We start from the raw sequence: 25,337 nt of genomic DNA, 5'->3' as shown, positions 1-25,337 counted from the left end.
CAGCAACTCTTTCAGGATTTACAAAACTTTTCAATCTAGGAGAGGAAATGCTTAAAAAAATCATAAAATTCTTTAAAGCACTCAATTCAAATTCAAAACCATCGGAACTTGCTAATGCGCTCTGCCTTGGAATCATGCTTGGATTCATTCCAAAAAACAATGCGCTGTGGTTTTTAATTTTTATCTTTTTCTGCTTTGTGCGAATAAACAAAGGACTTTATTTTGTCGCAATGATTGTGGCTTCCCAGTTTGCCTGGCTCTTGGATTCAAAATTCGATTCAATCGGATTTTACATCTTGAACTATGCGCCGTTGACAAAAACTTTTTCCATGCTGATTGACATTCCGTTTGTAGGATTTACAAAATTCAACAACACAATTGTAATGGGCTCTTTTATATTTTCTCTTATTATTTATATTCCATGTTTTATATTTGGAATCGCATTTGTAAAACTTTGGCGCAAATATGTTTCTTCACTTTTTGCACGCACTCCAATTGCAAAAGCCATCGCAAAGCTTCCATTTGCTGAAAAAATCACAAGCCTTATTACAAAGGACAATGCTTTATGAAAAAAAACAAAGTCAAAAAAGAAAAACTTGTTTCAGCAAGAAAACTTCCGGGAATATTTAAGAAAACTTATTCGCCAAAAAAAATTGAAAATAAAATTTACAAAAAAATTTTTATCCCTGCCGACCTTGAGCTTATAAAATCAATTTTTGAGCCGCATCCAAAAAAACAGGGAAATCTTTTTGTTCCGCGCGACAAGCAAATTTCAAAACGGCAGCTTAAAAAATTCAAGGCGATTGCAAAAGAAATTAAAAGACAAAAAGCTTCATTTAAACTTATTCCTTTTGCCGCAACAATCGGAATAATCGCAGCCGCAGTTCTTCTTTTTATTTCATTTAAAAATGTAATCGCAAAAAAAGCTATAACCGGCGCAATGCAATCTGCCTTTGGCGCAAAAACGGAACTTTCTTCTGTAAACGTTGAGTTTCTTGGAGCAAGCATAACTATAAAAAATCTTCAGCAGGCAAACAAAAATTCGCCGATGAAAAATTTGTTTCAGGCTGATAAAATTGAAATCAAATTTAATTTGACACAAGCCTTGCGCGGAAAATTCGACGCTGAAAACATTGAGCTTTCAGGATTCGCAGTAAACACAGAAAGAAAAACTTCCGGCGAGCTTCCTAAAAAAGAAAAAAAGCAGAAAGAGCAAAAACAAAAGTCTGAAAATTCATTTGATTTTGCAGAAAAAAAGAACGAAGCTCTTAACGCCGCAAAAAATTCAATACAAGAAATTTTTGCAGAATATAATCCGCAGAACATAATAAATGAGCTTGAAGGAAATTTAAAATCTCCAGAAACCGCAAAGCAAGTTCAGGCTGAAGCAGAAGCTCTTGTTTCAAAATGGAAAAACAAGCCGGAAGAACTTGAATCGCAAGTAAAAGACCTTGACCAAAGCGTCCGTTCAGTTCTTGATACAAACTGGGGAAACATTGATGATGTTGCAAAGCTAAAACTGGCAATTGAAAATGTAACCAGCGCAATTGAAAAAAGCAAATCGCTTACAAAAAATATTCAGTCAACAGCAAATGATGTAAAATCTGATTCAAAAAAAATAAACGCGCTTTCTTCACAAGTAAAAGACGCAATCGCTTCGGACAATGCTCTTGTAAACAAGCAGCTTTCAAAAATCACTTCGTTTAAAATTTCAGACGGAAAAAAGATTTTGGGCAACACATTGGACAGCGTTTTCTATTCAATGGCAGGCGATTATTATCCATATATAAAGCAAGCCGCAGATTACGCTCTTCAGGCAAAAGCATCTTCTTCAAAATCAGAAAAACCTAAAAAAGAAAAGAAAGAAAAAAAGCAGACAATTGCAAGAGCAAAAGGAACTGACGTTTACTGGAAGCAGGACAGAATTCCAAAATTCTTAATCGAAAAAATAAGTTTCAGCGGACTGAATCTTGACGCAAAAGGAACTGACATCACAAACGACATGGACAAACGTGGTTCTCCTGCTTTACTCAACGGAAGCTATTCCACAAAAAAGCAGACTCACAAGGCGAATGTAATTGTAGACACAAGAACGGAAACAAAAAATCCTTTGGTCAGCGCAGATTATTCAGGCGACAATTTCCCAATCAAATTTTCAACGCCATATCTTGGACTGAATTCAAGCACTGATGTAACTGCAAAAGGAACGATGGGCGATGACGGAAGCATAACACTCAAGGCAAAATTCAACTTGGAAAACATTTCATTTTCTTCTGAAAGTTTTGAGCCGAAATTCGCATACAATCTTTACAAAACCGCGCTTTCAAACATAAAAGATCTTGATATGGAAGCAACTGCAATTTTCAACGGCGAAAAGAAATTCAGCATTTCAGTTGATTCCGACCTTGATAAAAAATTCATAAAAGCATTAAAGAAAACCGCAGACGCAGAAATTTCAAATCTTGTTTCAGAAGCCAAAAAAGAAATTGCCGCAAAGCTGAACGAAAAAACTGGCGGAGTAACAGAAAAAATTTCAGAGTTCGTGAACATTGAAAACGGAATAAACCGCCAAAGCGTAAATATGGACAAGTTGAATTCGCTTCTTGAAAAAAAGAAAGCCGAACTTCAAAAGCAGCTTGAAGACAAAACAAAAGCCACAGCAGAAAAAGCTTTAAAAGACGCAGGAATTTCAATTCCAGAAAACGAAAAAATTAACAACGCACTTGAAAAAGGAGCAAGTTCTTTAAAGGGATTTTTAAATAAGAACTAATAAAACAAAAAAAACAGAATATATTGACTTCCTAGCCGAAAAACTATATAAATAGGGAGGGGGTGAGAACTTTACAGTTTTTCAAAATAGGAGGAAAAACAACATGAGTTCTGAAGATTCTGTTCAAAAAACCGTTATTCCAGAGGACAGCAGCCCGGCAACGCTGATATGTCTTCTCTGCGTTTCTACCGTGCCTTTTATAATCGGTCCAATCTACATGATTATGACTGGTATTCTCACATCCCACGAAGTTTTTATTGCTTTAACTTATCCATTTTGCATTTTCAGCCATCTTTTAGCTATTATACTTCCAATTGCTTATACAAATATTATTGAAAAAAAATTAAGATCTTATGACGGAACTGAGCAATCAAAAAAATCCTGCAATAATTATATTTCCTTATCAAGAAAAATAATCGTTGGCTACAACATTTTTCTTTCTATATTTGTTCCTTCTACAATCGCAAATTCTATCAGTGCGCGCGGACTTAGTTTTTCAGCATTTGAAAATCAGGAATCATATCTTTCTTTAACGCTGATTTACCTTGGATTAATCTGCCTTTACAGCATTGCTTTCTATACAATGTACAATTCTTTCCTTGAAAGAAAAATGCATTATCTTCCTTTTGACAAGACAAATATGACATCTTCAAACAAAGAGCGTCTTATTTTAATGACAACTTTGAATTTAATCGGTTCATTCCTTCTTTTGAACGGCTCAATGTCTGTTCCTAAGCTTATGGAGCAAGACAAGTTCATGGAATTTCTTTCGGTTCTTATTCCTATTGAAGTTCTTTCACTTATAGCAATTGCGATTACAACTGTTACAAACACAAAAGATATTGCAAAAAATCTTGACGCTGTAAACGAAGTCATTTATTCTCTTGCGCACAAAAATTATCAAATGCAGCCGATTCCAGTTATTACAAGAAATGAATTTGGACTTCTTACAAACAACTTGAACAGAGCATTTAAAGCCGTAAAAGAAATTTTTTCTGAAATAAACACAAATGTCTCTTCAACGCTGACAGTTTCAAAAGAACTTGCGGAAAACATTGACAATTCCGTAACCGAACTTCTGGATGCGAAAGATACTGCAAATTCTGTAAAAACAGAAATGACAAACCAAGTTGCCGGTGTAGAAGAAGCGAACGCAACTGCAAATGAAATTATTCAGCACATCCGCCATTTGAATAACGAAATTGAAAATCAGACTTCAGCAATCACACAGTCCTCCGCCGCAATCGAAGAGATGGTTGCAAACGTTGATGGCGTAACAAACATTCTTAAAAAGAACAACCAGACAACGCAGGATCTTGAAGCCGCCGCAGATAGCGGAATGAAAAAAGTTCAGGAAGCTTCAGATTTGTCAAAAGATGTTCTTTCAAAGTCAACACTTCTTCTTGACGCCAGCAAAATCATTCAGGATATTGCAAGCCAGACAAGCCTCCTTTCAATGAACGCCACAATTGAAGCTGCCCACGCAGGAGACGCAGGAAAAGGATTTGCCGTTGTTGCCGAAGAAATAAGAAAACTTGCGGAACAGACAGACACTCAGTCTAAGTCAATTGAAAAAGATCTCAAGTCTCTTTCTGAATCAATTGCCGCAGTTGCAGACAATACAGAAAATGTTCTAAAACAGTTCAATGTAATCTATCAGCTTTCACAAAAAGTAAAGCACGAGGAAACAGTTATCTCCAACGCAATGACAGAGCAGACAGAAGGAAACAAGCAGATTCTTGAAGGAATCGGGCTTATTACTGACTCAACAAACGCCGTAAAAGACGGAGCAAGCGAAATGCTTCACGGTGGAGAACAGATTGTAATTGAAATGGAAAACTTGAACAAGGCAACTCTTGAAACAAATGAAAAAATGGATAACATCAACCAGAGTCTTAACAATATAAACAACACAATTTCAACTGCAAAAGACCACGTTTCAAAGAATACAGAAGGCGTTGAAAAACTTAGCGGCGAAATGAGCAGTTTTAAGTTCTAACACAAATTCTGTCAGTACAAAAAAGCCCATGAGACAATTCTCATGGGCTTTTCATTTTTTACAAAAGCTAAAACTATATTTCAACTTCGCCTTGATAGCACATCTTTGTATTTCCTGTTAACAAGACAGTTTCGCCTGTATATTTTACAATAAGATTTCCGCCACGGACTTTTACAGTTATATCCTGATTTATTGGAGAAAATCCATTTATAACAGAAGCAACTGCCGCCGCACAAGCTCCAGTTCCGCAAGCCAAAGTTTCTCCGTTTCCGCGCTCCCAAGTACGCATCTTAAGTTCATTCGGACCGACAACGCGCACAAATTCTGTATTCGTTTTTTCCGGGAAAACTAAATGGCTTTCAAACAAAGGTCCAATTTTTGTGACAGGCTCTTTGTCCACAAATTTGCTGAAAACAACACAGTGAGGATTTCCGACATTTATGCAAGTAACTCTGTATTCGTTTCCTGCAACAATCAAAGGCGCATTGACAACGGCTTTCTTTGGAAGAACAGCATTTTTATTTTCCTCATTAAAGCCGCAATTTGTAATATCAACAGCAACCAAAGAAGTAGGAATTTCTTCACTTGCAAAAAGAGGTTTTCCCATGTCAACAGTAACAGAAGTAACTTTTCCGTTCTGCTTGTACAAAACTAAAGTTTTTACTCCGCTGCCAGTTTCAATTGTGATTTTTTCAGTCGCATCGGTTTTCTTTCCGTGCTTTTCCTGAATTCCTTTTATATTGTTATCGTAAAGATATTTTCCCACACAGCGGATTGCATTTCCCGCCATTTTTCCTTCTGTTCCGTCAAGATTAAAAAAGCGCATCTTTGCATCAGCAATTTTGCTTTCTTCAATAAGAACAAGAGAATCCGCTCCAATTCCGCCATTCCGTCTGTCACAAAGACGAACCGCAAGACCCGCAGGATTTTTTACAACCTGATTCATTGCATTTATAACAATAAAGTCGTTTCCAGTTGAATCCATCTTGTAGAAAGTAATTTTTTGCTTTTCTTCCCTAAGCTGATTTATATCCACAAGTTCAACATTTTCAGCCGTATACTTTGACTTGAGGCAGTTTGCAATGGCATTTGCCGTATCAATCGCAGTAAGACACGGAATGTCGCGCTCAACAGCATGGCGTCTCATACGGACAGAATCTGCCCGCGGATCCCTTCCTTTTGCAGAAGTCGAAATCACGTAGTCAACTTTTCCAGAATCAAGCAAAGACAAAAGATTATCATTTGGATTTTCATGGATTTTATTTACAACTTCAACTTCCATTCCAAAATCGCTGATTGTCTTTGCATTTCCTTCTGTGGCATAAAGCTTAAATCCCATGTCATAGAATTTTTTTGCCAAGTCTGGAAGCTCATAACGGTCTGTTTTTCTTACGCTGAACAAAACTCCGCCGCTTCTTTTCATATTGTATCCTGCACCAATCAAGCCTTTGAAAATAGCCTCTTCCATTGTAGATGCAATTCCCAAAACTTCACCAGTGGACTTCATTTCAGGACCAAGATGAGTATCAACGTCCATCAGTTTTTCAAAGCTGAAAACAGGAACTTTTACAGCAAAATACGGAGGCAAACGATAAAGTCCAGTTCCAAATCCCATATTCTTTACTTTTTCTCCAAGCATTGCGCGCACAGCCAAATCAACCATAGGAACATTTGTAACTTTTGAAATGTAAGGAACTGTGCGGCTTGAACGCGGATTCACTTCAATAATATACAAATCGTTGTTGTAAATAAGATACTGAATATTTACAAGACCTTTTGTTCCAAGAGCCAAAGCAAGTTCTCTGGACTGATTTATAATTTTTTCACGCAGAATATCATTTAAATTCCAGCTTGGATAAACCGCAATTGAATCTCCCGAATGAATTCCTGTACGCTCGATATGCTCCATTATTCCCGGAATAAGAATGTCTTTTCCGTCACAAATCGCATCAACTTCAAGCTCTGTGCCCATCATATACTGGTCAATCAAAACCGGATTTTCAATTCCCTGGGCAAGAATAATCTTCATGTATTCCTTTACATCGTCATCGTTAAAGGCAATAATCATGTTTTGACCGCCAAGAACATAAGACGGACGCAAAAGAACAGGGTAGCCAAGTTTCTGTGTTGCTTCCAAAGCCTCTTCTTCTGTAAAAATTGTAAGTCCCTTTGGTCGGTTTATATGAAGTTTTTCACAAAGCTCTTCAAAACGCTCGCGGTCTTCCGCAAGGTCAATCGAATCCGCGCTTGTTCCCAAAATGCGAATTCCCTGAGAATCAAGAAATTTTGTAAGTTTAATCGCAGTTTGTCCGCCAAAAGCAACAACAACTCCAACTGGCTTTTCTGTGTTGACAACGCTCATAACATCTTCTGGAGTAAGAGGCTCAAAGTAAAGACGGTCGCTTGTATCAAAGTCAGTAGAAACAGTTTCCGGGTTATTGTTGATTGTAACAACATCGTAGCCAAGCCGTTTTAAAGCCCAAACGCATTGAACAGAAGCATAATCAAATTCAATTCCCTGACCAATTCTAATCGGACCTGAACCTAAAACAATAATTGTTCCCTTTGAAGATTTCTTTCCTTTTTCTTTGCGCTCATCAAGGAAAATACGGGCTTCATTCTGGGAATCGTAAGTTCCATAAAAATATGGAGTTTCCGCATTGAATTCTCCAGCGCAAGTATCAACCATTTTATAGACAGCAGGAATATGGGCAACTTTTCCTTGCTTTACAAGTTTTGCAGCTTCTTTTGCTTCCGAAAGAATTCCAGAGGCTCCTGTTATTTTTTGTCCTGCAAGTTCCTGAATAACTTTATCTGGATAGCCGGCATTTTTTGCAGCTTTATAAAGTTCCGGAGTAAATTCCTTTTCTCCAGCTTTGACTTTTGCAAAATCTCTTTCCATAAAAGCTAAATTTTCAAGCTTAGCAAGAAACCACAAGTCAATTTTTGTAATCTTATTAATCTGAATTATTGAAAGAATATTTCGTTTTATTGCCTGAAAAATCGCAAAAATTCGTTGATCTGTGCATTCGCCAACACGTTTTTCAATTTCTTCATCACTCATTTCAACAAAAGACGAAAGGTTCAGGCTTTGCGCGCCAACTTCTGCTCCGCGGACTGCCTTCATAATGGCCTGCTCAAAAGTCTGCCCAATAGCCATAACTTCGCCAGTTGCCTTCATCTGAGTTCCCAAATCGCGTTTTGCATAAACAAATTTGTCAAACGGAAACTTAGGCATTTTTACAACAACGTAATCCAAAACCGGCTCAAAGCAAGCAGCAGTTTTCTTTGTTACTGCGTTCGGAATTTCATCAAGCGTATAGCCAATCGCAATCAATGTGGCGACTTTTGCAATAGGGTAGCCAGTAGCTTTTGAAGCAAGGGCAGAAGAACGGCTTACACGAGGATTTACTTCAATTACAGCATACTCAAACGAATTTGGATTCAATGCAAACTGGCAGTTGCATCCGCCTTCCATTCCAAGACTAGAAATAATATTCAATGCCGCAGAACGAAGCATCTGATATTCCTTGTCGCTCAAAGTTACAGTCGGAGCAATTACAATGGAATCTCCTGTATGAACACCAACCGGATCAAAATTTTCCATAGAGCAGACAGTAAGAACATTTCCCGCGCTGTCTCTCATAACTTCAAATTCTATTTCTTTCCAGCCGGAAATACATTTTTCAACAAGAATCTGATGAATAGGGGAGCGATGAAGTCCGTTATGGGCAATTTCATCCATTTCCTCATCATTATGGACAATTCCGCCGCCAGTTCCTCCCAAAGTAAATGCTGGACGGATAATTGCAGGATAGCCGATTTCATTCTTTACAAAATCAAGGGCATCTTCATAAGTTGTAACGACTTTAGACGGAATACAAGGCTCTCCAATCGCAAGCATTGTGTCCTTGAACATCTGGCGGTCTTCTGCCTTGTCAATAGTTTCCGGCTTTGCACCCAAAAGCTTTACCCCGTGATTTTCAAGGAATCCAGACTTGGCAAGCTCCATGCTCAAAGTAAGACCTGTCTGGCCTCCCAAAGTTGAAAGAAGGGAATCCGGTTTTTCTTTTTCTATAATACGCTGAATTGTTTCAGGAATCAAAGGCTCAATGTAAATCTGGTCAGCCATTGTATGATCTGTCATCAAGGTCGCAGGATTTGAATTCACAAGAACAACTTCAAGTCCCTGTTCCTTTAAAGCCTTGCAAGCCTGGCTTCCCGCATAGTCAAATTCCGCAGCCTGACCTATAATAATAGGGCCGGATCCAATAACCATAACTTTGTGAATGTCTTTGTTAAGCGGCATATTTTTGCTCCCGTGCCAAATATCAGTTAAAAAAGAATATATTCCAGTACCCGCAAACCGCTTATTTTGCAGCTTTTTTATGCGCAGAAGTATTCTTTATAGTTTTTGCAAAGTACTTGATTGAATCGATTCTTTCAAATTTCGCTTCAAAATTCTTAAAATAATCATGATTGTTTATAAGGCGCACAAAATCATCAAACAAAAATCCTGTATCAAGAGGACCTGAACAAGCTTCCGGATGAAACTGCACACTAAACGCTGGAATCTTTGTATAAGTGATTCCCTCGCAAGTTCCGTCATTTGTATTTACAAAGCTCAAGACCGCATTTTTAGGCAAAGTGTCATTTTTTACAGCATATCCGTGGTTCTGACTTGAAATATAAACACGGCCTGTGGCAAGATATTTTACAGGCTGATTTGCGCCGCGATGTCCATACTTAAGTTTGGAAGTATCTGCACCCATTGCCAAAGCCAAAAGCTGATGTCCAAGGCAAATTCCAAAAATCGGAACTCCAGACTTTGCAATTTTTTTGATTTCATCGATTATTTTTACATTTTCTTTTGGATCACCAGGTCCATTTGAAAGCATGATTCCGTCCGGATTAAGCGCAAGAATTTCTTTTGCAGTAGAAGAACCAGCAACAGTAACAACTTCAAATCCTCTTTTTAAAAGCTCTCGGCGGATATTTGCCTTTGCGCCAAAGTCCCAAAGAACAACTTTTTTTCCTTTTCCGTCCTTCATGGCAATGACAGGATCATTTTCTTTTGTACCATCTGAGCGCACAGGAACAAACCTATATTCCGCAGATTCTTTGAAAACAACGTCGGCAGGCTCTTCTATTTTTGAAGCATTGCAAGTTACACTTTCAACTGCACTTTTTATTTTATATGATTTGATTTTCTTTAGAAGTTTTGCTTTTTCTACCTCGGATTTCAGTGCTTTTCTGATGCTTTGTGCTTCTTCTCCATCACCTGAAACAATCATTCCGTTCATAACGCCTGTTTCACGCAGGATTTTTGTCAAAGCCCTAGTGTCTATTCCGCATAATCCGATTATTTTCCGTGCTGCAAGAAAAGTGTCCAAGTCGTATTCACATCTAAAATTGGAAGGAATCTCGCAGACAGACCGTACTATATAACCTTTTACGTGGACATCCGCGCTTTCAAAATCCTTTGAAATAACACCGTAGTTTCCTATTAAAGGAAATGTCTGGGTTACAATCTGACCGTAATAGCTGGGATCTGTTAAAGTTTCCAGATAGCCATTCATGCCGGTAGTAAATACTGTTTCGCCAACAACACAACCAGTTGCGCCAAAACTTTCACCTTCAAAAACCTGTCCATTTGCAAGGAGCAAAAATGCTTTAGTAGAGTCTGTCATACTAAAATCTTAGTATACATTTTTTTTATACTTGTGTACAGATGAAGAAATTTTATTGTTTTTGAGAGTAAAGCCAAATATATTCATCAGCAGATGTTGTTTCAAAAAATATAATACTTGAATAACTTTCTTTTATATATTGAATTTGAGAATCTGTTAAAAATTCAAGTTCACTAGCCAAGTCATCTTCATCAACAATTTCTTTTTCATAAGTTCCGGATTTTGTATACAATAGACATTCAGCTCTACACTGATCAATTTGTGAAGATGAATAATATCTAAATTTTTCATAAACAGTTTTAGGAATTATACCAGCTTCAAGCAAATAACTCTGCTCATCATCATCGCTGTCATCTTTGCAACCTAAAAAAGAAAACACAAGAAACAAAGAAAACAACACAGCTGAAATTTTTGCAAACTTTTTCATAAATTCTCCTGATAAAATGAAAATAACCACCTTCATTTTACCCCCCCCGGAGATTTGTCAAGTCAAAAAGCAAAATTTCTGCTATTTTTTTCTTATTTATTGACAGTAAAACACAGAACCCGCATTTCACTTTCTTTAAGGTGCAACTGTTATTTCTAAAACTGTAAGTGTTGATTCAAAAAATGAAAAAATCTAAACTGTCATCATGGGTATTTCATCTGAACTAAAAGAAAAAATTGTCTTTCTTGCGCAAAAGTATGAAACAAAAGATTTTCTAGAAAAAGATCCTTCAAAATTTATGCACAGATATAAATCCGTTAGAGATCAAGAAACTGTAGCCTTTATTGCAGCAAACATGGCATTCGGTCAAAGGGTACAGATTTTGTCGCATATAGAACAAATACTGGCACAAACAAACTGTCCCTCACAATGGGTACAAAAAGAAGGATACAGAGATTTTTTTACACAAGGAAATAAGTCATTTTACAGAATGTATACACACAACGACTTTATAATTTTCTTCGACACTCTAAAATCAATGTTGGATAATTCTGACACCATAGGAAATTACATCTGTAACCATTACAATGGGGGATTTCTACATGAAACAATATGTTCCCTTTTCCCAGAGAACTGCGCCTTGATTCCTCATTCAAAAACAACAGCCGCAAAAAAAGTAAACATGCTTTTACGATGGATGGTTCGAGACAATTCACCAGTTGACATAGGACTTTGGAGTTCCTGGTATAAAAAAGAAAACCTTTTAGTTCCGCTGGACACACACGTAATGCAAGAAGCCACAAAAATGGGAATTCTGCCACCATCTTCATCAGGAAAACCAAAATCTGCAACCATAAAAACAACAATTGAGCTTACAAACACAATGAAAGAAATTTTTCCATCTGACCCTGTAAAATCAGATTTTGCGCTATTCGGACTTGGTGTAGACATTTGACTTTAACACAAACCTCGGATAAAATATTTATATGTTAGAAATTACAAGCAAACAACGCAAAATACTTGAAAAAGCCGCCCACAACCTTGACCCTATCGTTATAATAGGACAGAACGGAGTTACAGATTCCCTTGTGCAGATGGTTTTAAATTCTCTTAAAGCGCATGAACTTATAAAAGTAAAATTCAATGAGTACAAAGAAGACCGCGCTAAATACGCAAACGACATAGCTTTAAGGACAGACTCAACTCTTGTCAGAATAATCGGAAACGTAGCGATTTTTTACAAGGAAAATGAAGATCCTTCAAAAAGGAAAACAAAGCTTAGCAAGGCAGCAAAATAATGGAAAAAATCCTCATAGAAAAACTTATAAAAAAAGCAATCGAAATGCTAAATTTCAGCTATGCTCCGTACTCGAATTTTCATGTTGGAGCGGCACTTTTAACTTCCGAAGGCAAAATATATACAGGATGCAACATTGAAAATGCGGCTTACGGACCAAGTAACTGCGCAGAAAGAACTGCAATTTTTAAAGCTGTAAGCGAAGGTAAAAAAGAATTTGAGGCAATTGCAATTGTCGGCGGAAAAAACGGAAAGATAGAAAACTTTTGCCCGCCATGCGGAGTTTGCCGCCAGGTTCTCGCTGAATTCTGTAAAAAAGACTTTGAAATAGTCTTGGCAAAATCTACAAATGAATACAAAATAATGACTTTAGAACAACTTTTGCCGGAAAGTTTCAGCTTATAATTTGCTTTTTTAAAAATCATGTTTTATAATATCTAATGCCTTTTTATGGGTACAGATAAAATTTGGAGTGGCTTTGTGAACAATTTTGAAATAAAACTGGACAAGACAAGCAAAGTAAAGCTTTATCATCAGCTTTATTTGTTTTTCGTAAATGCAATCAAAAACAAAGAGCTTCCAGAAGAAACAAAGCTTCCTTCAATTAGAACACTTTCAGAAGACTACAATATAAGCCGGAACACAGTAACAAAAGCCTACAGCGAGCTTGAAGCAAACGGCTACATTTATTCTCTTTCTAAAAGCGGATTCTTTGTAAAAAATCCAAGCAGCACAGAACCAAGTCTTCATTCCAAGGAAAAATCTGAAGATGAAGGAATTCCCACAGTTGAATCAATAATAAAAGAGCGAAAAAAAGAAAAAACAGAAGAAAAAAACGATTTTGTAACAGAAAACATTGACGCAGACAGTTCTGTTTTAAAGAATTCAGGGACTTTTATTCTTACCGATCCTTTTTCCAGTGAACAAGAAGAACAGAATTCTGTTTTAAAACTTCCTTCAGAAAATAATGAAAAAACAATTCTGACAAACACAGGCGACCTTGTAAATTCTTCACCGGAAAAAAGAAAAATACTTTCTCCAATAGAAGATTATGTTGAATCAGCAAAAACTGCAATAAAAGAAAATAAAAACCTCTTGGAAGGAAACAAAATTCCTGATTTAACTGGCGAAGAGCCGCTCAGAATAGCAATAGCCGCATTTTTATATAAATTTCATCATTTGGAAGTAAATCCGTCGCAAGTAGTTGTTTCTTGCAACAAAGCTGATATTTTATTTAAACTTCTTCTTTTAGATGAATTCAAAAATCCCAAAAGCAGTTTACACGGACTTTTACAGCTTGCAGAAAAATCAATCAGTCCAAGAAAAATAAAACCGTGCATCGCTGTTCCGCAGGGATTTCATTCGTCGCTGACAGATGTGTTTTCCGCAGCAAGTATAAAAACTACAGAAATTCCGTTTGACTCAAAAGAATCAATTGCCGCATTGCTAGAAAAAAGCGGAGCAACATCAGCATTTATTTATTCAAAGAACACAGATTCAAAACAAAAAAAACAGGAAATTCTTGAATGGGCGGCAAAAGAAGATTTCAGATATATAATTGAATATGATACATCTACAGAAATCTCTGGCTCTGACTTTGTTTATAGCCAAGATTTCAACGGAAAATGTATTTATATTGAAAATTTTTCAAATCTGATTTCAAAATCAATAAACACAACAGCTGCGATTCTTCCAAAGAAAATTTTAGAAAGTTACAAAAACCAGTACCAAAAATTCGGATGCCCGCTTTCTATTCTAAGCCAAATGTCAATCGCCGATTTTTTGATAAAAGACAAACTCATAAATTATTTGTCCAGCATAGAGCAAATTTAAGAACTAAATATTTCGTTTTTATGAATTCCGCCAATTTCTTCAAGGCACTTTTTTAAAGGAAGATTATTGTTCTTTCTGAATTCATTTAAATCTACAATAAATCGGTTCATTGAAAAATGCTGGTATACAAAAACTTTATTCCAAGAACTGTACCCTTCATATTGCTTTTTTAATTCATTTCTGTACCCATTAAAAATTCCGTTTTTCTTCAGTTCAGAATATCCAACGAGCCACAATTCAGGAAATCCATCTTCAGCATTGGAATAAAGTCCATTATGAAGCTCAAAGGCAAGCTGAGCCATTTTTTTCTGGCTTTCATTTACAAGCTCTACAATTTCTTTGCTTCCATTTTTTAAAATATATTTTAGCTGAACAGTTTTTGCAGTATGAACAGGCGTTTTATTCAAAATCAAAACATTTTTTCTAAAATCTGTACTCAATTCTGGATTACGCCTAAAAAATCCTTCTGCAATTCTTCCACTTTGTCCAACCAAATATTTTTGATTAGAAGACAACTGTTCTTCTTTTCCGGGATTATCTCCAATAACAATGAAACTTATTTTGTCTGTTTTTTGGACTTCATCATAAGCTTTATTATAGACAATCGAAGTTTCCAAGTTGTAATCTGGAGTGTCTTTTGCAGATTCTTTTTGCAATGGGTACAACTCGTTTGAAAACTGACTCCATTGATTGCAAAGATTTTTAAATTCATCTCTAAATTGCAAAAAAATATTCCATTGAGAATTATTCATTTTTACAGATCCACACTTTTTCGCATTAAAATTCCGTCGGTTTTTATTCCAGCAGACGAAAAAAAATTCTGTATTCGTCCATATTCTATAAAACCGCATTTTTTATATATGTGCAAAGCTGGAATCCAAATTTCATTTACTAAAAGTACAATTTCTTTTATCTGCGGAAATGACTTCATAATTTTTTCTACGCTTTTATAAAAAAATCTGTACCCTAATCCAGTTCCTTTGTACTCATTTAAAATTGCTATAGAACTTATATATAAAATTGTACCCTCTTTTTTATGATTTTTCAATGCTGAATGATTTAAAGAAAAGCAACTGTCACCTTTTTGAGGTACAGAATTCCACAGTTCAGAAGAAAAATATCCAATTGCTTTGTTTTTATCTTCTAAAATAAAAAATCCATCAGAGAATGATTCTATGCGATCAAGGAAAACGTCTTTATTTTCCTTAATTCCTTCTGAAAATGCTTCTTTTTCAATATTCATAATAGCATTTATATCATATTTTGTGGCTTTTCTTATAATTTCCATTATAACCTTCTTTTACTCAACATAAATTTACTAAATTTTCCATCGATTGTGGAAAACTTGTGTAAATTCATGTGTATTTAAAGGGAATTTTCCACAGATTTATGTGGAAAACTCTTAAATTTTTGTGGAAAACTTGGTATAAAAAAGTGAATAAATAATTTTTCCACAATGAACAAAAAAAAGCACGCTGCCATTATTAACAACGTGCCTGTTAATTTTCAAAAAATTTATTTAATCTTTACAAGTTCAATATCAAACGCAATATAAGCCCCGCCAGGAATTACTCCAGGATATCCTCTGTCACCATAAGCCAAATCAGAAGGTATTACAACTGTTCTTTTTTCACCAAGCTTCATATCCTGAACCATAATGTCAAATCCTGGAATCATTTGGCCTGCTCCAGTCTGGAATTCAAGAGGACCTCTGCCTTTTGACTGATCAAAAACACTTCCATCTACCAAATAACCTTTGTATTCAGTTGCAACTGATTTCCTTGCACCGCATTTATTTCCGGTGCCTTCTCTTATTACTTTGTAGTAAATTCCATTTTTGTCTTTTTCAAATCCTGGAAAATTTTTTTCTACTTCTGCAATTTTTGAAGCATTGGCTTTTTCTTTTGCTTCCAATGCTTTTTTCTGAGCTTCTAAGGCAAATCTATCAAAATCTGTTTGTGTTGCAGTGAATTTTTCAGCTTCCGCGCCTTGACGAATAATTTTTATGCTTTTAATTTCATCATCCTTCGCAATAGAATTTACTGTGGCCTGACTTGCTTCATCAACAACGTGTCCAAAAATTGTATGATGACCATTCAACCAAGGAGTTTCCACATGAGTTATGAAAAACTGGCTTCCATTTGTTCCAGGACCTGCATTTGCCATTGCAAGAACTCCAGAACCTGTAAATTCAAGACCATCTACAATTTCATCTTCAAAATTATATCCAGGTCCGCCTGTTCCGTTTCCTTTTGGATCTCCGCCCTGAATCATAAAATCTTTTATTACACGATGAAATTTCAATCCATCATAAAAAGGCTTTCCTTTTGCAGCATCCAAAGTTCCTTCTGCAAGCCCAACAAAATTTGTTACCGTCAAAGGAGCTTGTTTATAAAAAAGCTCAAGAACAATATCACCTTTGCTTGTGTTTATTACAGCAAAAAGTCCTTCTTTTCCTTCCAAAGATTTCATAGGTTTACATCCTCCATAAAAAATAAGTACGCAGACAAAAAGCAACGCTCCTATAAATTTTTTCATTTTTCCTCCAAATATCACTCAGAAATTTGCTTAGAAAACCATGTGTAAATCGCATCAAGCCTATTTAAAAGCGACTTTTGCATTCTTTTTTCAAGAACTCCTAAAGAGAAAAAATTCGCCTTTACATTCATATACACAACAACGTAATCATCGCAAATTGTCATAACAAGATTTATGTGAACATTTTCCGGCTTTACAGCTTTTATAAACTTGTAATATACAGGAGTTGTGTTTACAAGTTTCATTGAAATTTCGTTTTCAGTCTGAAAATATGAAACTTCGTAGTTTGTCTTTCCAAGCGAATTGTCATTTAAAAGGCAATACTGAACAAGTCCGTTTGCGCTTCCTTCTGTTTTATCATCAACTCTAGTTCTATCTTGCGGACCTGCAATGCAATATGCGTCATGATAAAGTGTAGTCCAGTTTTTTTCGCCATTGGAATAATATTGCATTCCTTCCATTTTGCTGACAGAACGTAAAATTACAGAAGCTTCGTTTAAATCAATATTTTCTTTTGGAATAAGATAAATATTTTCTCCAATAAGAGAAGGCATTTCTCCTTCATTTGACGCAAGTTCTTCTGCAATTTTATTTGAAAGCTCAGTATCAGGAAGAAGTGAAAATTTGGCTTCTTTTGGCTTAAATTCGTTAGACTGAATTTTTCCATTCTGATTTAAAAGCTCAAAATTTTCTTTTCCAAGAATTTCTTCCGCAGAATAAGCTGACAAAAATGCAGTAAAAAAATTCAAAATCAAAAAAAATCCTGAAATTCTACAAATAAACTTTTTCATCAGCTATTTCTCCAGATTTTAATATTTTAATCAACGCACACCTTTATAAATAACGCGCACCTGCTTATATAAACCTTCACCTTCAGATTTGGTTTCAACATCCGCAATGTCATTTAAAGTTGTATGAATAAGGCGGCGCTCAAAAGGATTCATAGGCTCAAGCAAAATAGAAGTTTTCTTCTGGCGGACTTTGTCAGCTGTAACATAAGCAAGGCGCACAAGGCTTTCTTCACGGCGGATTCTATAATTTTCTGTGTCAAGAATAATGCGCAAATCTTCTCTTCCAAGATGTCCTGCGTAAACATTTACAATAAGTTGCATCGCATCAAGGTTTTTGCCTTTTCTTCCAATGAGAATTGAAGACGATTCGCTTGAAAGTTTTATTCCAATCTTTTTTTCTTCACGGAACATAATTTCAACAGCAGCTTCATATCCCATTTTTTCAATAAGAGTTTTTACAAAATCAATAATTTTTTCTTCAACTTCATCCTGAGGAAGAGGATTTGAAACTAACGAAGGGTCATTAGCTCTTGTTGTTGCATTAGGAACTTTTCCATCAAATTCAGGCGAAACTTGATTTTTTGAATCAACTGTGTGAACTCTGATTTTTACATATCCGTTTTTAAACAAAGTTTTTTTCTGGGATTCAAGAATTTCAACATCAAACTGGTCTTTTTCAAGTCCAAGCTCAGCAGCAGCTTTTTCAATAGCTTCTTTTTCTGTTTTTCCTTCATATTCGTAAGTCATATATTACCTCGCAAAATTAAATTTTATCTTGTTTTCTTTTTTCCGCCTTTAAATTTCAAGACGTTTTTATTCACAGTTTTTTCATTTTCAAGCTCGGAACGTTTTTTGTTCATTACGCTGTTTATAACAAGCTGCTGTCCAATCTGAATAATATTGCTGACTGCCCAGTAAAGCAAAAGTCCGCTCGGAACATTATAGAACAGGAAAAAGAACATCAATGGCATTCCGTACATCATGAACTTCATCTGTGACTGATTTGCTCCAGTTCCAGGATTTCCGTACTGAGTTATTTTTCCATTCAAAAGCTGAGACGCAGTATAAATAAACGGAAGAAGTCGCAAATTGTTCATTGTAAATGCTGAAATAAAAGGAATGTTACGCTTCCAAGTCCAAATACTGTCTCCAGCCGAAAGATCTTCAATCCATCCTTTTACAAAACTTGCTCCACGGAATTCAAAGTAATTGTTAAATACATTATAAAGAGCAAACAAAATAAACATCTGTACAACCATCGGGAGGCATCCAGACATCGGATTGTATCCAGCTTCTTTATAAAGTTTCTGCATTTCCATGCTAAGCTTCTGCTGGTCATTTTTATATTTCTCCTGAAGAACTTTCATTTTAGGCTGAATTTTCTGCATTTTAAGCGAGCCCACGGCGGCATTTTTATTCAGCGGGAACAAAACAATCTTCAAAAGAATTGTAAGAATTATTATGGAAATTCCCCAGTTATGGGCAATCAAATTGATTTTTTCAAGACACCATTTTAAAATTATTTCAATCCAAGAAAGGAATCCAGTTGTCTGCAATGCTTCGTTAAATTTCGCATTTGAAAGATTCCATGCATTTTTTGTCTGGTCATTATATTTTATAAGTTCACGTTCCTGACGAGGCCCAACATAAATGTAATATGTATCATTTGAAGTTTCGTCCAAAACAGGCTTTCTTGGAATAAAAATCTGGCATCCATCTTCATTTTCAGATTTAGTAGAAACTTTTATTTTTCCAAGCATATCAGAAGGAGAAGAAGGCTTGACTAGCATTGTAAAATATTTTCCGCCAACTCCAGCCCAATCCACAGAATTTAAATCATAAAATTTATCTGAAATGTTCTTGCGGAATTTTTTTCCTCCGTTCAATGCAAGAAATTGTCTTACTTCATAGCGGTTTTTCTTGTCGTATTTTGGTCCAATCTGAGGAGCTGTTCTTAAAGTATAAGCCGCGCCTCCAATTCCAAATTCTCCGCCTTCCTTTGAAATTATAGAAACATCAAGTTTAAAAGCATAATCGTCAGGACTGAAAGTATATCTTTTTCCAAGTGTGAATTTCTTTGGATTTCCTTCAGAATCTTTAATTTCGTAGTCCCGGTAGAAAAGAATCGTATAATCGTCTTTTTTTGTAACATTGAATATATCATTTAAAGCCGGATTTTCAGTTCCACAAAAAGAAAGACTGAACGCTCTGTTTGAACTGGTTACATTGTTTACCATTTCAACGCCGGAACCAGTTTCTTTATCTTTATGCTCAAGAAGCTTATAACTTGTAATGTCTCCGCCGCGGTTTGTAAATGTAACTTTTGCTTTATTAGTTGAAATTACAAATTCCTGAACATCTTCTGAATTTTGAACTGTCGCCTCAGAAAATGAAGCAGAAATCATTTCTTTTTCAGCTTTTATTTGAGCTTCCTGCTCTTCTTTTTTTGCTTCAAATTCGGCAGCTTGCTCACGTGCTCTTTCCTGCTGACGCGGCATAACATACTTTGTCTGAATAAACAAAGAAACAACAAGGACAATTGTCGAAAGAGCTATTGCTAAAATAGTGTTTTTTTCCATAAATTTTCCTTTTTACGCCTTTTAAGGAACAGGATCATAGCCTCCCTTGCAAAAAGGATTGCATCTGAGAATTCTTTTTATGGCGAAATAAAGCCCTTTTACAGGACCATGTTTTTGAATTGATTCCAATGCATAAGCAGAACAACTTGGAGTATAGCGACAGCATGGAGGAAATAGAGGAGAAATACAAACTTGATAAAATCTTATAAAAAGAACCAAAAACCTTACGAAGAAATTTCTTATTCCTTTAATAAGCCAGCTTTTTTGCATAATGTCTTAAATTGTCCGCACCGCGAAAGGAACGAGTCATTTCCGGGATAAACTAAAAAAAGAATATCAAAACCGGTGTTCAGGCGCGCTTTAAAAAAACGATATGTTTCACGGCTATAGCGTTTAGATCTGTTCCTTTCAACAGCATTTCCATAGCCACTGGGAAGAGGAAAAGCAATTCTGTTAAAATTCAAATTGTTTCTGGAAAAAAAAATTTTAGCCCCAGCAACACTGAATCTCTTCCCTGTTTTAAAAAGTTTCTGGATGTCGGCAAAGCGCTTTATATGTTCTTCTCTTCTAAAACGCCCTGTTTTTAGCAAGTCCGTATCCATCCTTTAATTTAGAAAAATCAGTAAGGCTTCTTTTCGTCAGAAACTGTAAGCTTGTAGCGACCCTTAGCTCTTCTTCTAGCAAGAACCATACGTCCGCCGCGAGTTGCCATACGTGCACGGAAACCGAATTTTCTATTGCGCTTTACTTTGCTAGGCTGATATGTACGTAACATAATAAGACTCCTATATAAATAAAATTTTTTTCAGATTAGTAGAGCAGATATTATCATTATTTTTCAAGATTGGTCAACATACTTTTCCTTAAATTGTCAAAAAGAACTTTCAATTCAGGAGGAAGATCTTTTTTTTCTGATTTTTTTAGATTTTTATTAATGTTTATTCCGGATTTTTTGTTGATTTTCTCTTCAAATTCAAGTTTTTTTTCAACTTTTTTATAAATTGAATCCTTGCTTTCTATTTCCGATGAAATTTCACCTTTATTTCCTTTTAAGCGGAATGCAAGAGTTTTAAATTCAACTTCAGGAAATTTCATTCTAAATCCATTAAGTATATATTTTTTATGAAACTGTATAAGTGAAATCCACCCCGGATGATCGGCTTCAATGAGCAAAATTCCATTTTTCAAGTCAATTACGCGGCTATGTCCAGCCATATTAAGACCTTCATTTGGATTTGAAGAATTTGTCTTTATCCGCGAAAGAATTTTTTTCCATTCATCATAAATATTTACAGAATTCTTTGCATTTTCAATTTTTATAGAATCAAAAGCATTTGAAATTATTTGGCTGAAAGAAACTATTTCTTCGCTCATTCTGAATCTTCCCATTTTCCGTCTTGAATTTTGAAAACTCTTGTGCTTTCCCTTTTGTAATTTTTATAAGGTTCTCCAGGAAGAAAAGTGCAGAAAAGCTGGTCATATTCAGGCAAAAGAGAAGTTACTTTTTGTCTTTTTTCAGGATCAAGTTCAAGAAGAACATCATCCATAAGTAAAACTGGTTTTCTTGAAGTAATCTGCTTATAAAAAACAGCTTGGCCAGTTCTTAAAATCAAAGCTATAAGTCTTTTTTGTCCAGTAGATGCTGTTGGAACAAAAGGAATTCCTTCTTTTTCAAATACAATTTTATCCCGGTGAGGTCCGCTTATTGAAGAGCCGATTATTTTTTCCTGCTCCCTTATTTTACTTAAATAATCAACAACATAATCAACTGACGGAATATTTCTGTCAAAAAAAGGAGAATTCAAATTGTCCGATTTATTTTTCCAAGACGGAATGTATTTTATGGAAACTCCAGAAATTCCAGTTACCTGCTCGTAAAGTTTTCCAAAAATCTGATTAAAACTAAAAACAGCATCTTTTCTTTTTTTCTGAATTTCAAGTCCATTTTGAGCAAGCTGAAAATCATAAGTTTCAAGCAAATCGTAATGTTTTTCTTTTAAACTTAAATTTCTGTTTTTTAAAATTCTCTTGTATTTTCTCATAATATCAATATAAAGAACATCATACATACTCAGCGACTGATCTATGAAAAATCTTCTTCTTTCTGGAGAACCTACAGCAAAATCCAAATCTTCATGGCTATAAAGAACGCAAGGCATTGTATTTATAAGTTCTTTTCGGTCGTGAAGGATTTTTCCGTCTTTTTCTATTTTTTTAAGCTTTTCTTTTAAAATAATTGAAGTTGTATGAGAAGTTCCATTTTCTTCCCTGAACAAGCAACGAAGGCTCATTTCACTTTCATTTTTTTTTATAACTTCTGAATCAACATGAGTTCTAAATGACGAACCATAAGCAGAATAATAAAGCGATTCCAAAAGATTGCTCTTTCCCTGTCCATTTTTTCCAACAAAATAAATTTCTTTTGATGACAAATCTATGTTTTCATTGCAGAGATTTCTAAAATTGTATGGAGACAAAGAAAGAAAAGGCATTTTTTATGCTTTATTTTCTATTCCTTTTGCATTGGCATTATTATGTGAAAATAATCTTCAGCTGGCTCAGGACGCATGGTAACAGCTTTCATTTCTTCTGTGAATTCAAATGCGATTTTTTCAGAATTTATTCCTCTTAAAGGCTCCTCAATGTAGCGGAAATTCAATGCAATTGTGTAAGAATCTCCTTGATATTGGCACGGAATTTCTTCATCTGCGCTTCCCATATCCGACTGAGAAGATGTTATTTTTAAAACTCCATCGGAAATATTAAAGAATATGCGTCCAGCCTTTTTATCAACCATAAGAGCAACACGTTTAAGAGCATCTACTAAATCAGCTTTGTAAACCTGAAAATTGAAAGCCTGATGTTCAGGAATAACACGCTCATAATTAGGAAACTGTCCTTCCAAAAGAGCCGCGCCAAATTTGTAGTTTCCGAATTTAAAGAAAATCATTTTATCAACAACAGCTACAAAAATATTTCCTTCTTCCGGAGCATGCTTTAATATGATATTCAAAATTTTTGGATGAACTATAGCTGAAGGAAATTCGCTTATTCCAGCAAGAATTGACTTTGAAACAAAGCTCAAACGGCGGCCGTCTGTGGCAACCATATTCAAGTTGTCTCCTTTTTTCTCAAAGAAAACACCATTCATAAAATAGCGTGTTTCATCTTCGCTTACTGCAAAAGAAGTCTGAGCTATCATTTCTTTTATATCTTTCGATGAAACTTCAAAATAAGGAACGTTTTCAGCTGAATAAAATTCAGGAAATTTTTCCTGAGACATGCTTTTCATCTGAAACTTGATTTTTTTATCTACAGGTTTGATTATTACATTTATAGACTGCTCTTCATTTTCTTTCTTCTCCTGATTGAATTCAATTTCTCCAGAAGGAAGAGAATTCAAAATTCCCATGAATTTATCGCAGTAAACTGTTGTTGTTCCTTCTTCAGTTATTTGAACAGGAACTTGAGTCTCAAAGTTAACTTTTATATCAGTTGCTTTTATAGTCAGTTTATTTTCTTGAGCTATAATAAGGATGTTTGAAAGAATTGAGCCCATGTTTTTTGTTGAAATAATTTCCTGGGCAATTGAAATTTCTTTAATCATTGTGTCTTTGTCAAATGTAAATCTCATATATTTCTCCTGGTTTTACTATACAATTTTGCATAATTATTCGCTTTTAGAAAGCAAATGAATTTTTATGCACAAGCTATATTAAATTTATAAATTTATAAATTTTAGTAATAGTAGTAATAGTGCCTGTGGATTTATGGAAAAGTGATTTTTCTTTTTGCATTAAAAGAAATTAAGTTGTGCAAAAATCAATGAAATGAATTCACTTTTTTTCCACAAATTCACTTTTTTTATGAAATCCTTATTTTTTCCACAGGATTATAACATATTTGAATATAGTTTTCCACTGAAATCAAAGCTTCTTGTAATCTTTTATCTCTCTTATAAGAAGATCAATTGTTGAGTTTAAACTTTCATCCGTTTTAAGCTGAAGTTCAATTGTGTTGTAGCTGTGCATTATTGTTGAATGGTCTTTTCCGCCGAATTCAGCAGCGATTTCATTAAATGAAGATTCAGTCAAAATACGTGCAATGTAAATTGCGATGTGGCGTGAATATGCTATTTTTTTGTTGCGTTTTACGCCTTTTATGTCGCTTAAAGATATGTTGTAATGATTTGCGACGACTTTTTGAATTGTGTCTATTGAAATTGAACCGTCGGAAACTTTGCTTATGTTGTCGCTTAAAAGTTTCTTTGCAATATCGATTGTAAGATTTTTCTGCAAAAGCTCAGCGTAGCCAATCATTTTATCAAGGCAAGCTCCAAGTTCGCGCACATTCGACTGAATATTTTTTGCTATGAAATCAATTACATCTTCTGGAACTGATTTTTTCTTTATTTCAAGTTTTTTTAAGAGGATGGCTTTTCTTATTTCGTAGCTTGGAGGCTGCAAATCTATTGTAGTTCCCATTGAAAATCTTGATTTCAGTCTGTCTTCAATTCCATTTAGTTCAGAAATCGGACGGTCGCAAGTAAATACAATTTGAGCATGAGTTCTGTAAAGCTCTTCAAATGTATAAAAAAGCTCTTCCTGCGTCTGAATTTTGTCTTCTAGAAAGTGAATGTCATCCAAAAGGAGAACATCAAGTTTTCTGTATTTGTTTTTGAATTTTTCGGAAGTTCCATCTCTTAAGGAAAAAGTAAATTCGTTTAAAAAATTTTCCGCGCTTATGTAACAGATTTTTATGTTTTCTTTTCCTTCAGGCGGATTGTTATAAATGTAATTTCCAATTGACTGCATTAAGTGGGTTTTTCCAAGTCCGACTCCTCCATAAATTAAAAGAGGATTGAATCTTCTGCCAGGTTCTTTTGCGGCTGCAAGAGATGCGCTGTAGGCAAATTCACTGTTTTCGCCTTTTACAAATTTTTCAAATGTGTAATCTTCGCTTAATTGTGGATGAATTTTAAAAGTGGGTACAGAATTTATGGGTGCAGATTTTTTTTCAGAATCGATTTCATTTTCATTTGAAATATTTGAATTTTCAGAATCAATGGTTGCAGTTTTGGGTACAGAATTTATAGATTCAGATTCTTTTTGAGAATTTCGTTTTTTCAATATATAAGTTAAATTTATGTTTTGTCCTGACAGTTCGGCTATTTTTGATTCTACTGCGTTTACATAACCTTTGTTTACCATGCTAATCCACATGAAATCAGAGGGTACAGATACGGTTATAGTTTCAATTGTATCTTCTACATATTCCATGTTGAACCAGAGTTTGAATTCTGATTCCAGTCCTTTTAGTTTGTATTCATCATGGATTTGTTTTAATGCTTCATCCCAAAAAGCACGGTAATTCTGTTCACTCATAGCTTACAATTATACTCTGTCTTTACTTT

The 25,337-nt window shown here is 35.1% G+C and carries 23 protein-coding genes; 7 read left to right on the top strand and 16 right to left on the bottom strand.

The features are described from left to right. Window positions 1-47: 47 nt before the first annotated feature. The 3 genes from TRESU_RS00115 to TRESU_RS13920 all read left to right on the top strand — a co-directional run bounded on the left by TRESU_RS00115 (window position 48) and on the right by TRESU_RS13920 (window position 4,769). Window positions 48-569, top strand: coding sequence for a TIGR03546 family protein (locus TRESU_RS00115; protein ID WP_013700303.1), 522 nt, complete (start codon window positions 48-50; stop codon window positions 567-569). Further along, the gene (locus TRESU_RS00110) at window positions 566-2,770 is read left to right on the top strand and encodes a TIGR03545 family protein (protein WP_013700302.1); all 2,205 of its coding nucleotides are present in this window, start codon (window positions 566-568) and stop codon (window positions 2,768-2,770) included. Before TRESU_RS00115 ends, TRESU_RS00110 begins: the two co-directional genes overlap by 4 nt. A gap of 103 nt (window positions 2,771-2,873) precedes the next feature. Further along, a complete protein-coding gene (locus tag TRESU_RS13920; protein WP_013700301.1) occupies window positions 2,874-4,769 on the top strand; it encodes a methyl-accepting chemotaxis protein in 1,896 nt (631 codons plus the stop codon). Between the two features lie 73 nt (window positions 4,770-4,842). Here the strand turns inward: TRESU_RS13920 and carB are convergent, their stop codons facing one another. The 3 genes from carB to TRESU_RS00090 form a co-directional block, all read right to left on the bottom strand. Then, on the bottom strand, window positions 4,843-9,078 hold the full coding sequence (gene carB, locus TRESU_RS00100) for a carbamoyl-phosphate synthase large subunit (protein ID WP_013700300.1): 4,236 nt from the start codon (window positions 9,076-9,078) through the stop codon (window positions 4,843-4,845). 61 nt (window positions 9,079-9,139) lie between these two features. After that, on the bottom strand, window positions 9,140-10,459 hold the full coding sequence (locus tag TRESU_RS00095) for a carbamoyl phosphate synthase small subunit (RefSeq protein ID WP_013700299.1): 1,320 nt from the start codon (window positions 10,457-10,459) through the stop codon (window positions 9,140-9,142). A gap of 52 nt (window positions 10,460-10,511) precedes the next feature. After that, complete coding sequence (locus tag TRESU_RS00090) at window positions 10,512-10,922, bottom strand: hypothetical protein (protein WP_148228218.1); 411 nt, start codon at window positions 10,920-10,922, stop codon at window positions 10,512-10,514. 169 nt (window positions 10,923-11,091) lie between these two features. On the opposite strand from TRESU_RS00090, the gene TRESU_RS00085 reads away from it, so the two are divergent. The 4 genes from TRESU_RS00085 to TRESU_RS00070 all read left to right on the top strand — a co-directional run bounded on the left by TRESU_RS00085 (window position 11,092) and on the right by TRESU_RS00070 (window position 14,016). Further along, window positions 11,092-11,841, top strand: a complete 750-nt coding sequence (locus TRESU_RS00085) for a TIGR02757 family protein (protein ID WP_013700297.1) — start codon at window positions 11,092-11,094, stop codon at window positions 11,839-11,841. Window positions 11,842-11,872: 31 nt separating this feature from the next. Further along, window positions 11,873-12,184: a YhbY family RNA-binding protein gene (locus TRESU_RS00080; protein ID WP_013700296.1), complete on the top strand. Its 312-nt coding sequence runs from the start codon at window positions 11,873-11,875 to the stop codon at window positions 12,182-12,184. Continuing rightward, the gene (locus tag TRESU_RS00075; RefSeq protein WP_013700295.1) at window positions 12,184-12,588 is read left to right on the top strand and encodes a cytidine deaminase; all 405 of its coding nucleotides are present in this window, start codon (window positions 12,184-12,186) and stop codon (window positions 12,586-12,588) included. The genes TRESU_RS00080 and TRESU_RS00075 overlap by 1 nt, the downstream gene beginning before the upstream one ends. A gap of 75 nt (window positions 12,589-12,663) precedes the next feature. Next, window positions 12,664-14,016 carry a GntR family transcriptional regulator gene (locus TRESU_RS00070; RefSeq protein ID WP_041611843.1) on the top strand — a complete coding sequence of 451 codons (1,353 nt, stop codon included), beginning with the start codon at window positions 12,664-12,666 and terminating at the stop codon, window positions 14,014-14,016. On the opposite strand, the gene TRESU_RS00065 is transcribed toward TRESU_RS00070, so the two are convergent. From TRESU_RS00065 to dnaA, 13 genes are all read right to left on the bottom strand, one after another. Beyond that, on the bottom strand, window positions 14,013-14,768 hold the full coding sequence (locus tag TRESU_RS00065; RefSeq protein ID WP_013700293.1) for a hypothetical protein: 756 nt from the start codon (window positions 14,766-14,768) through the stop codon (window positions 14,013-14,015). The two genes, TRESU_RS00070 and TRESU_RS00065, sit on opposite strands and share 4 nt — an antisense overlap. Before the next feature lie 2 nt (window positions 14,769-14,770). Further along, window positions 14,771-15,304 (bottom strand): GNAT family N-acetyltransferase, encoded by a 534-nt coding sequence (locus TRESU_RS00060; RefSeq protein WP_013700292.1) that lies wholly within the window; start codon window positions 15,302-15,304, stop codon window positions 14,771-14,773. A gap of 227 nt (window positions 15,305-15,531) precedes the next feature. Beyond that, entirely contained in the window at window positions 15,532-16,554 is a 1,023-nt protein-coding gene (locus tag TRESU_RS15750) for a peptidylprolyl isomerase (protein ID WP_013700291.1), read from the bottom strand. 14 nt (window positions 16,555-16,568) lie between these two features. Then, a complete protein-coding gene (locus tag TRESU_RS00050) occupies window positions 16,569-17,345 on the bottom strand; it encodes a DUF6675 family protein (protein ID WP_013700290.1) in 777 nt (258 codons plus the stop codon). 30 nt (window positions 17,346-17,375) lie between these two features. Beyond that, entirely contained in the window at window positions 17,376-18,092 is a 717-nt protein-coding gene (jag, locus tag TRESU_RS00045; RefSeq protein ID WP_013700289.1) for an RNA-binding cell elongation regulator Jag/EloR, read from the bottom strand. A 23-nt stretch (window positions 18,093-18,115) separates the two neighbouring features. Then, window positions 18,116-19,924 carry a membrane protein insertase YidC gene (gene yidC / locus TRESU_RS00040; protein WP_013700288.1) on the bottom strand — a complete coding sequence of 603 codons (1,809 nt, stop codon included), beginning with the start codon at window positions 19,922-19,924 and terminating at the stop codon, window positions 18,116-18,118. Window positions 19,925-19,945: 21 nt separating this feature from the next. After that, window positions 19,946-20,194, bottom strand: coding sequence for a membrane protein insertion efficiency factor YidD (gene yidD, locus TRESU_RS00035; RefSeq protein WP_041611842.1), 249 nt, complete (start codon window positions 20,192-20,194; stop codon window positions 19,946-19,948). Continuing rightward, window positions 20,164-20,526 carry a ribonuclease P protein component gene (rnpA, locus tag TRESU_RS00030; protein WP_052299464.1) on the bottom strand — a complete coding sequence of 121 codons (363 nt, stop codon included), beginning with the start codon at window positions 20,524-20,526 and terminating at the stop codon, window positions 20,164-20,166. The genes yidD and rnpA overlap by 31 nt, the downstream gene beginning before the upstream one ends. 17 nt (window positions 20,527-20,543) lie before the next feature. Then, window positions 20,544-20,699 (bottom strand): 50S ribosomal protein L34, encoded by a 156-nt coding sequence (gene rpmH / locus TRESU_RS00025; RefSeq protein ID WP_013700286.1) that lies wholly within the window; start codon window positions 20,697-20,699, stop codon window positions 20,544-20,546. 56 nt (window positions 20,700-20,755) lie between these two features. Then, window positions 20,756-21,298 carry a DciA family protein gene (locus TRESU_RS00020; protein WP_013700285.1) on the bottom strand — a complete coding sequence of 181 codons (543 nt, stop codon included), beginning with the start codon at window positions 21,296-21,298 and terminating at the stop codon, window positions 20,756-20,758. Further along, entirely contained in the window at window positions 21,295-22,416 is a 1,122-nt protein-coding gene (gene recF / locus TRESU_RS00015) for a DNA replication/repair protein RecF (protein WP_013700284.1), read from the bottom strand. The genes TRESU_RS00020 and recF overlap by 4 nt, the downstream gene beginning before the upstream one ends. A 17-nt stretch (window positions 22,417-22,433) precedes the next feature. After that, complete coding sequence (dnaN, locus tag TRESU_RS00010) at window positions 22,434-23,558, bottom strand: DNA polymerase III subunit beta (protein ID WP_013700283.1); 1,125 nt, start codon at window positions 23,556-23,558, stop codon at window positions 22,434-22,436. Window positions 23,559-23,850: 292 nt separating this feature from the next. Further along, the gene (dnaA, locus tag TRESU_RS00005; protein ID WP_013700282.1) at window positions 23,851-25,308 is read right to left on the bottom strand and encodes a chromosomal replication initiator protein DnaA; all 1,458 of its coding nucleotides are present in this window, start codon (window positions 25,306-25,308) and stop codon (window positions 23,851-23,853) included. Window positions 25,309-25,337: the final 29 nt, after the last annotated feature.

This window comes from Treponema succinifaciens DSM 2489, assembly GCF_000195275.1.
GTDB classification, from domain to species: Bacteria; Spirochaetota; Spirochaetia; order Treponematales; family Treponemataceae; genus Treponema_D; species Treponema_D succinifaciens.
Note: the sequence above shows the minus strand (reverse complement) of the source record. Positions and strands in the feature narration are given on the sequence as shown.

Coding starts and splice junctions, on each gene's coding strand:
- rnpA (WP_052299464.1), bottom strand. CDS start 20,526: ATGGATACGGACTTGCTAAAAACAGGGCGTTTTAGAAGAGAAGAACAT.
- TRESU_RS00020 (WP_013700285.1), bottom strand. CDS start 21,298: ATGAGCGAAGAAATAGTTTCTTTCAGCCAAATAATTTCAAATGCTTTT.
- TRESU_RS00075 (WP_013700295.1), top strand. CDS start 12,184: ATGGAAAAAATCCTCATAGAAAAACTTATAAAAAAAGCAATCGAAATG.
- TRESU_RS00050 (WP_013700290.1), bottom strand. CDS start 17,345: ATGAAAAAGTTTATTTGTAGAATTTCAGGATTTTTTTTGATTTTGAAT.
- yidD (WP_041611842.1), bottom strand. CDS start 20,194: ATGCAAAAAAGCTGGCTTATTAAAGGAATAAGAAATTTCTTCGTAAGG.
- dnaN (WP_013700283.1), bottom strand. CDS start 23,558: ATGAGATTTACATTTGACAAAGACACAATGATTAAAGAAATTTCAATT.
- TRESU_RS00090 (WP_148228218.1), bottom strand. CDS start 10,922: ATGAAGGTGGTTATTTTCATTTTATCAGGAGAATTTATGAAAAAGTTT.
- TRESU_RS00095 (WP_013700299.1), bottom strand. CDS start 10,459: ATGACAGACTCTACTAAAGCATTTTTGCTCCTTGCAAATGGACAGGTT.
- TRESU_RS13920 (WP_013700301.1), top strand. CDS start 2,874: ATGAGTTCTGAAGATTCTGTTCAAAAAACCGTTATTCCAGAGGACAGC.
- recF (WP_013700284.1), bottom strand. CDS start 22,416: ATGCCTTTTCTTTCTTTGTCTCCATACAATTTTAGAAATCTCTGCAAT.
- yidC (WP_013700288.1), bottom strand. CDS start 19,924: ATGGAAAAAAACACTATTTTAGCAATAGCTCTTTCGACAATTGTCCTT.
- rpmH (WP_013700286.1), bottom strand. CDS start 20,699: ATGTTACGTACATATCAGCCTAGCAAAGTAAAGCGCAATAGAAAATTC.
- dnaA (WP_013700282.1), bottom strand. CDS start 25,308: ATGAGTGAACAGAATTACCGTGCTTTTTGGGATGAAGCATTAAAACAA.
- TRESU_RS00115 (WP_013700303.1), top strand. CDS start 48: ATGCTTAAAAAAATCATAAAATTCTTTAAAGCACTCAATTCAAATTCA.
- TRESU_RS00085 (WP_013700297.1), top strand. CDS start 11,092: ATGGGTATTTCATCTGAACTAAAAGAAAAAATTGTCTTTCTTGCGCAA.
- TRESU_RS15750 (WP_013700291.1), bottom strand. CDS start 16,554: ATGAAAAAATTTATAGGAGCGTTGCTTTTTGTCTGCGTACTTATTTTT.
- jag (WP_013700289.1), bottom strand. CDS start 18,092: ATGACTTACGAATATGAAGGAAAAACAGAAAAAGAAGCTATTGAAAAA.
- TRESU_RS00110 (WP_013700302.1), top strand. CDS start 566: ATGAAAAAAAACAAAGTCAAAAAAGAAAAACTTGTTTCAGCAAGAAAA.
- carB (WP_013700300.1), bottom strand. CDS start 9,078: ATGCCGCTTAACAAAGACATTCACAAAGTTATGGTTATTGGATCCGGC.
- TRESU_RS00060 (WP_013700292.1), bottom strand. CDS start 15,304: ATGGAAATTATAAGAAAAGCCACAAAATATGATATAAATGCTATTATG.
- TRESU_RS00065 (WP_013700293.1), bottom strand. CDS start 14,768: ATGAATAATTCTCAATGGAATATTTTTTTGCAATTTAGAGATGAATTT.
- TRESU_RS00080 (WP_013700296.1), top strand. CDS start 11,873: ATGTTAGAAATTACAAGCAAACAACGCAAAATACTTGAAAAAGCCGCC.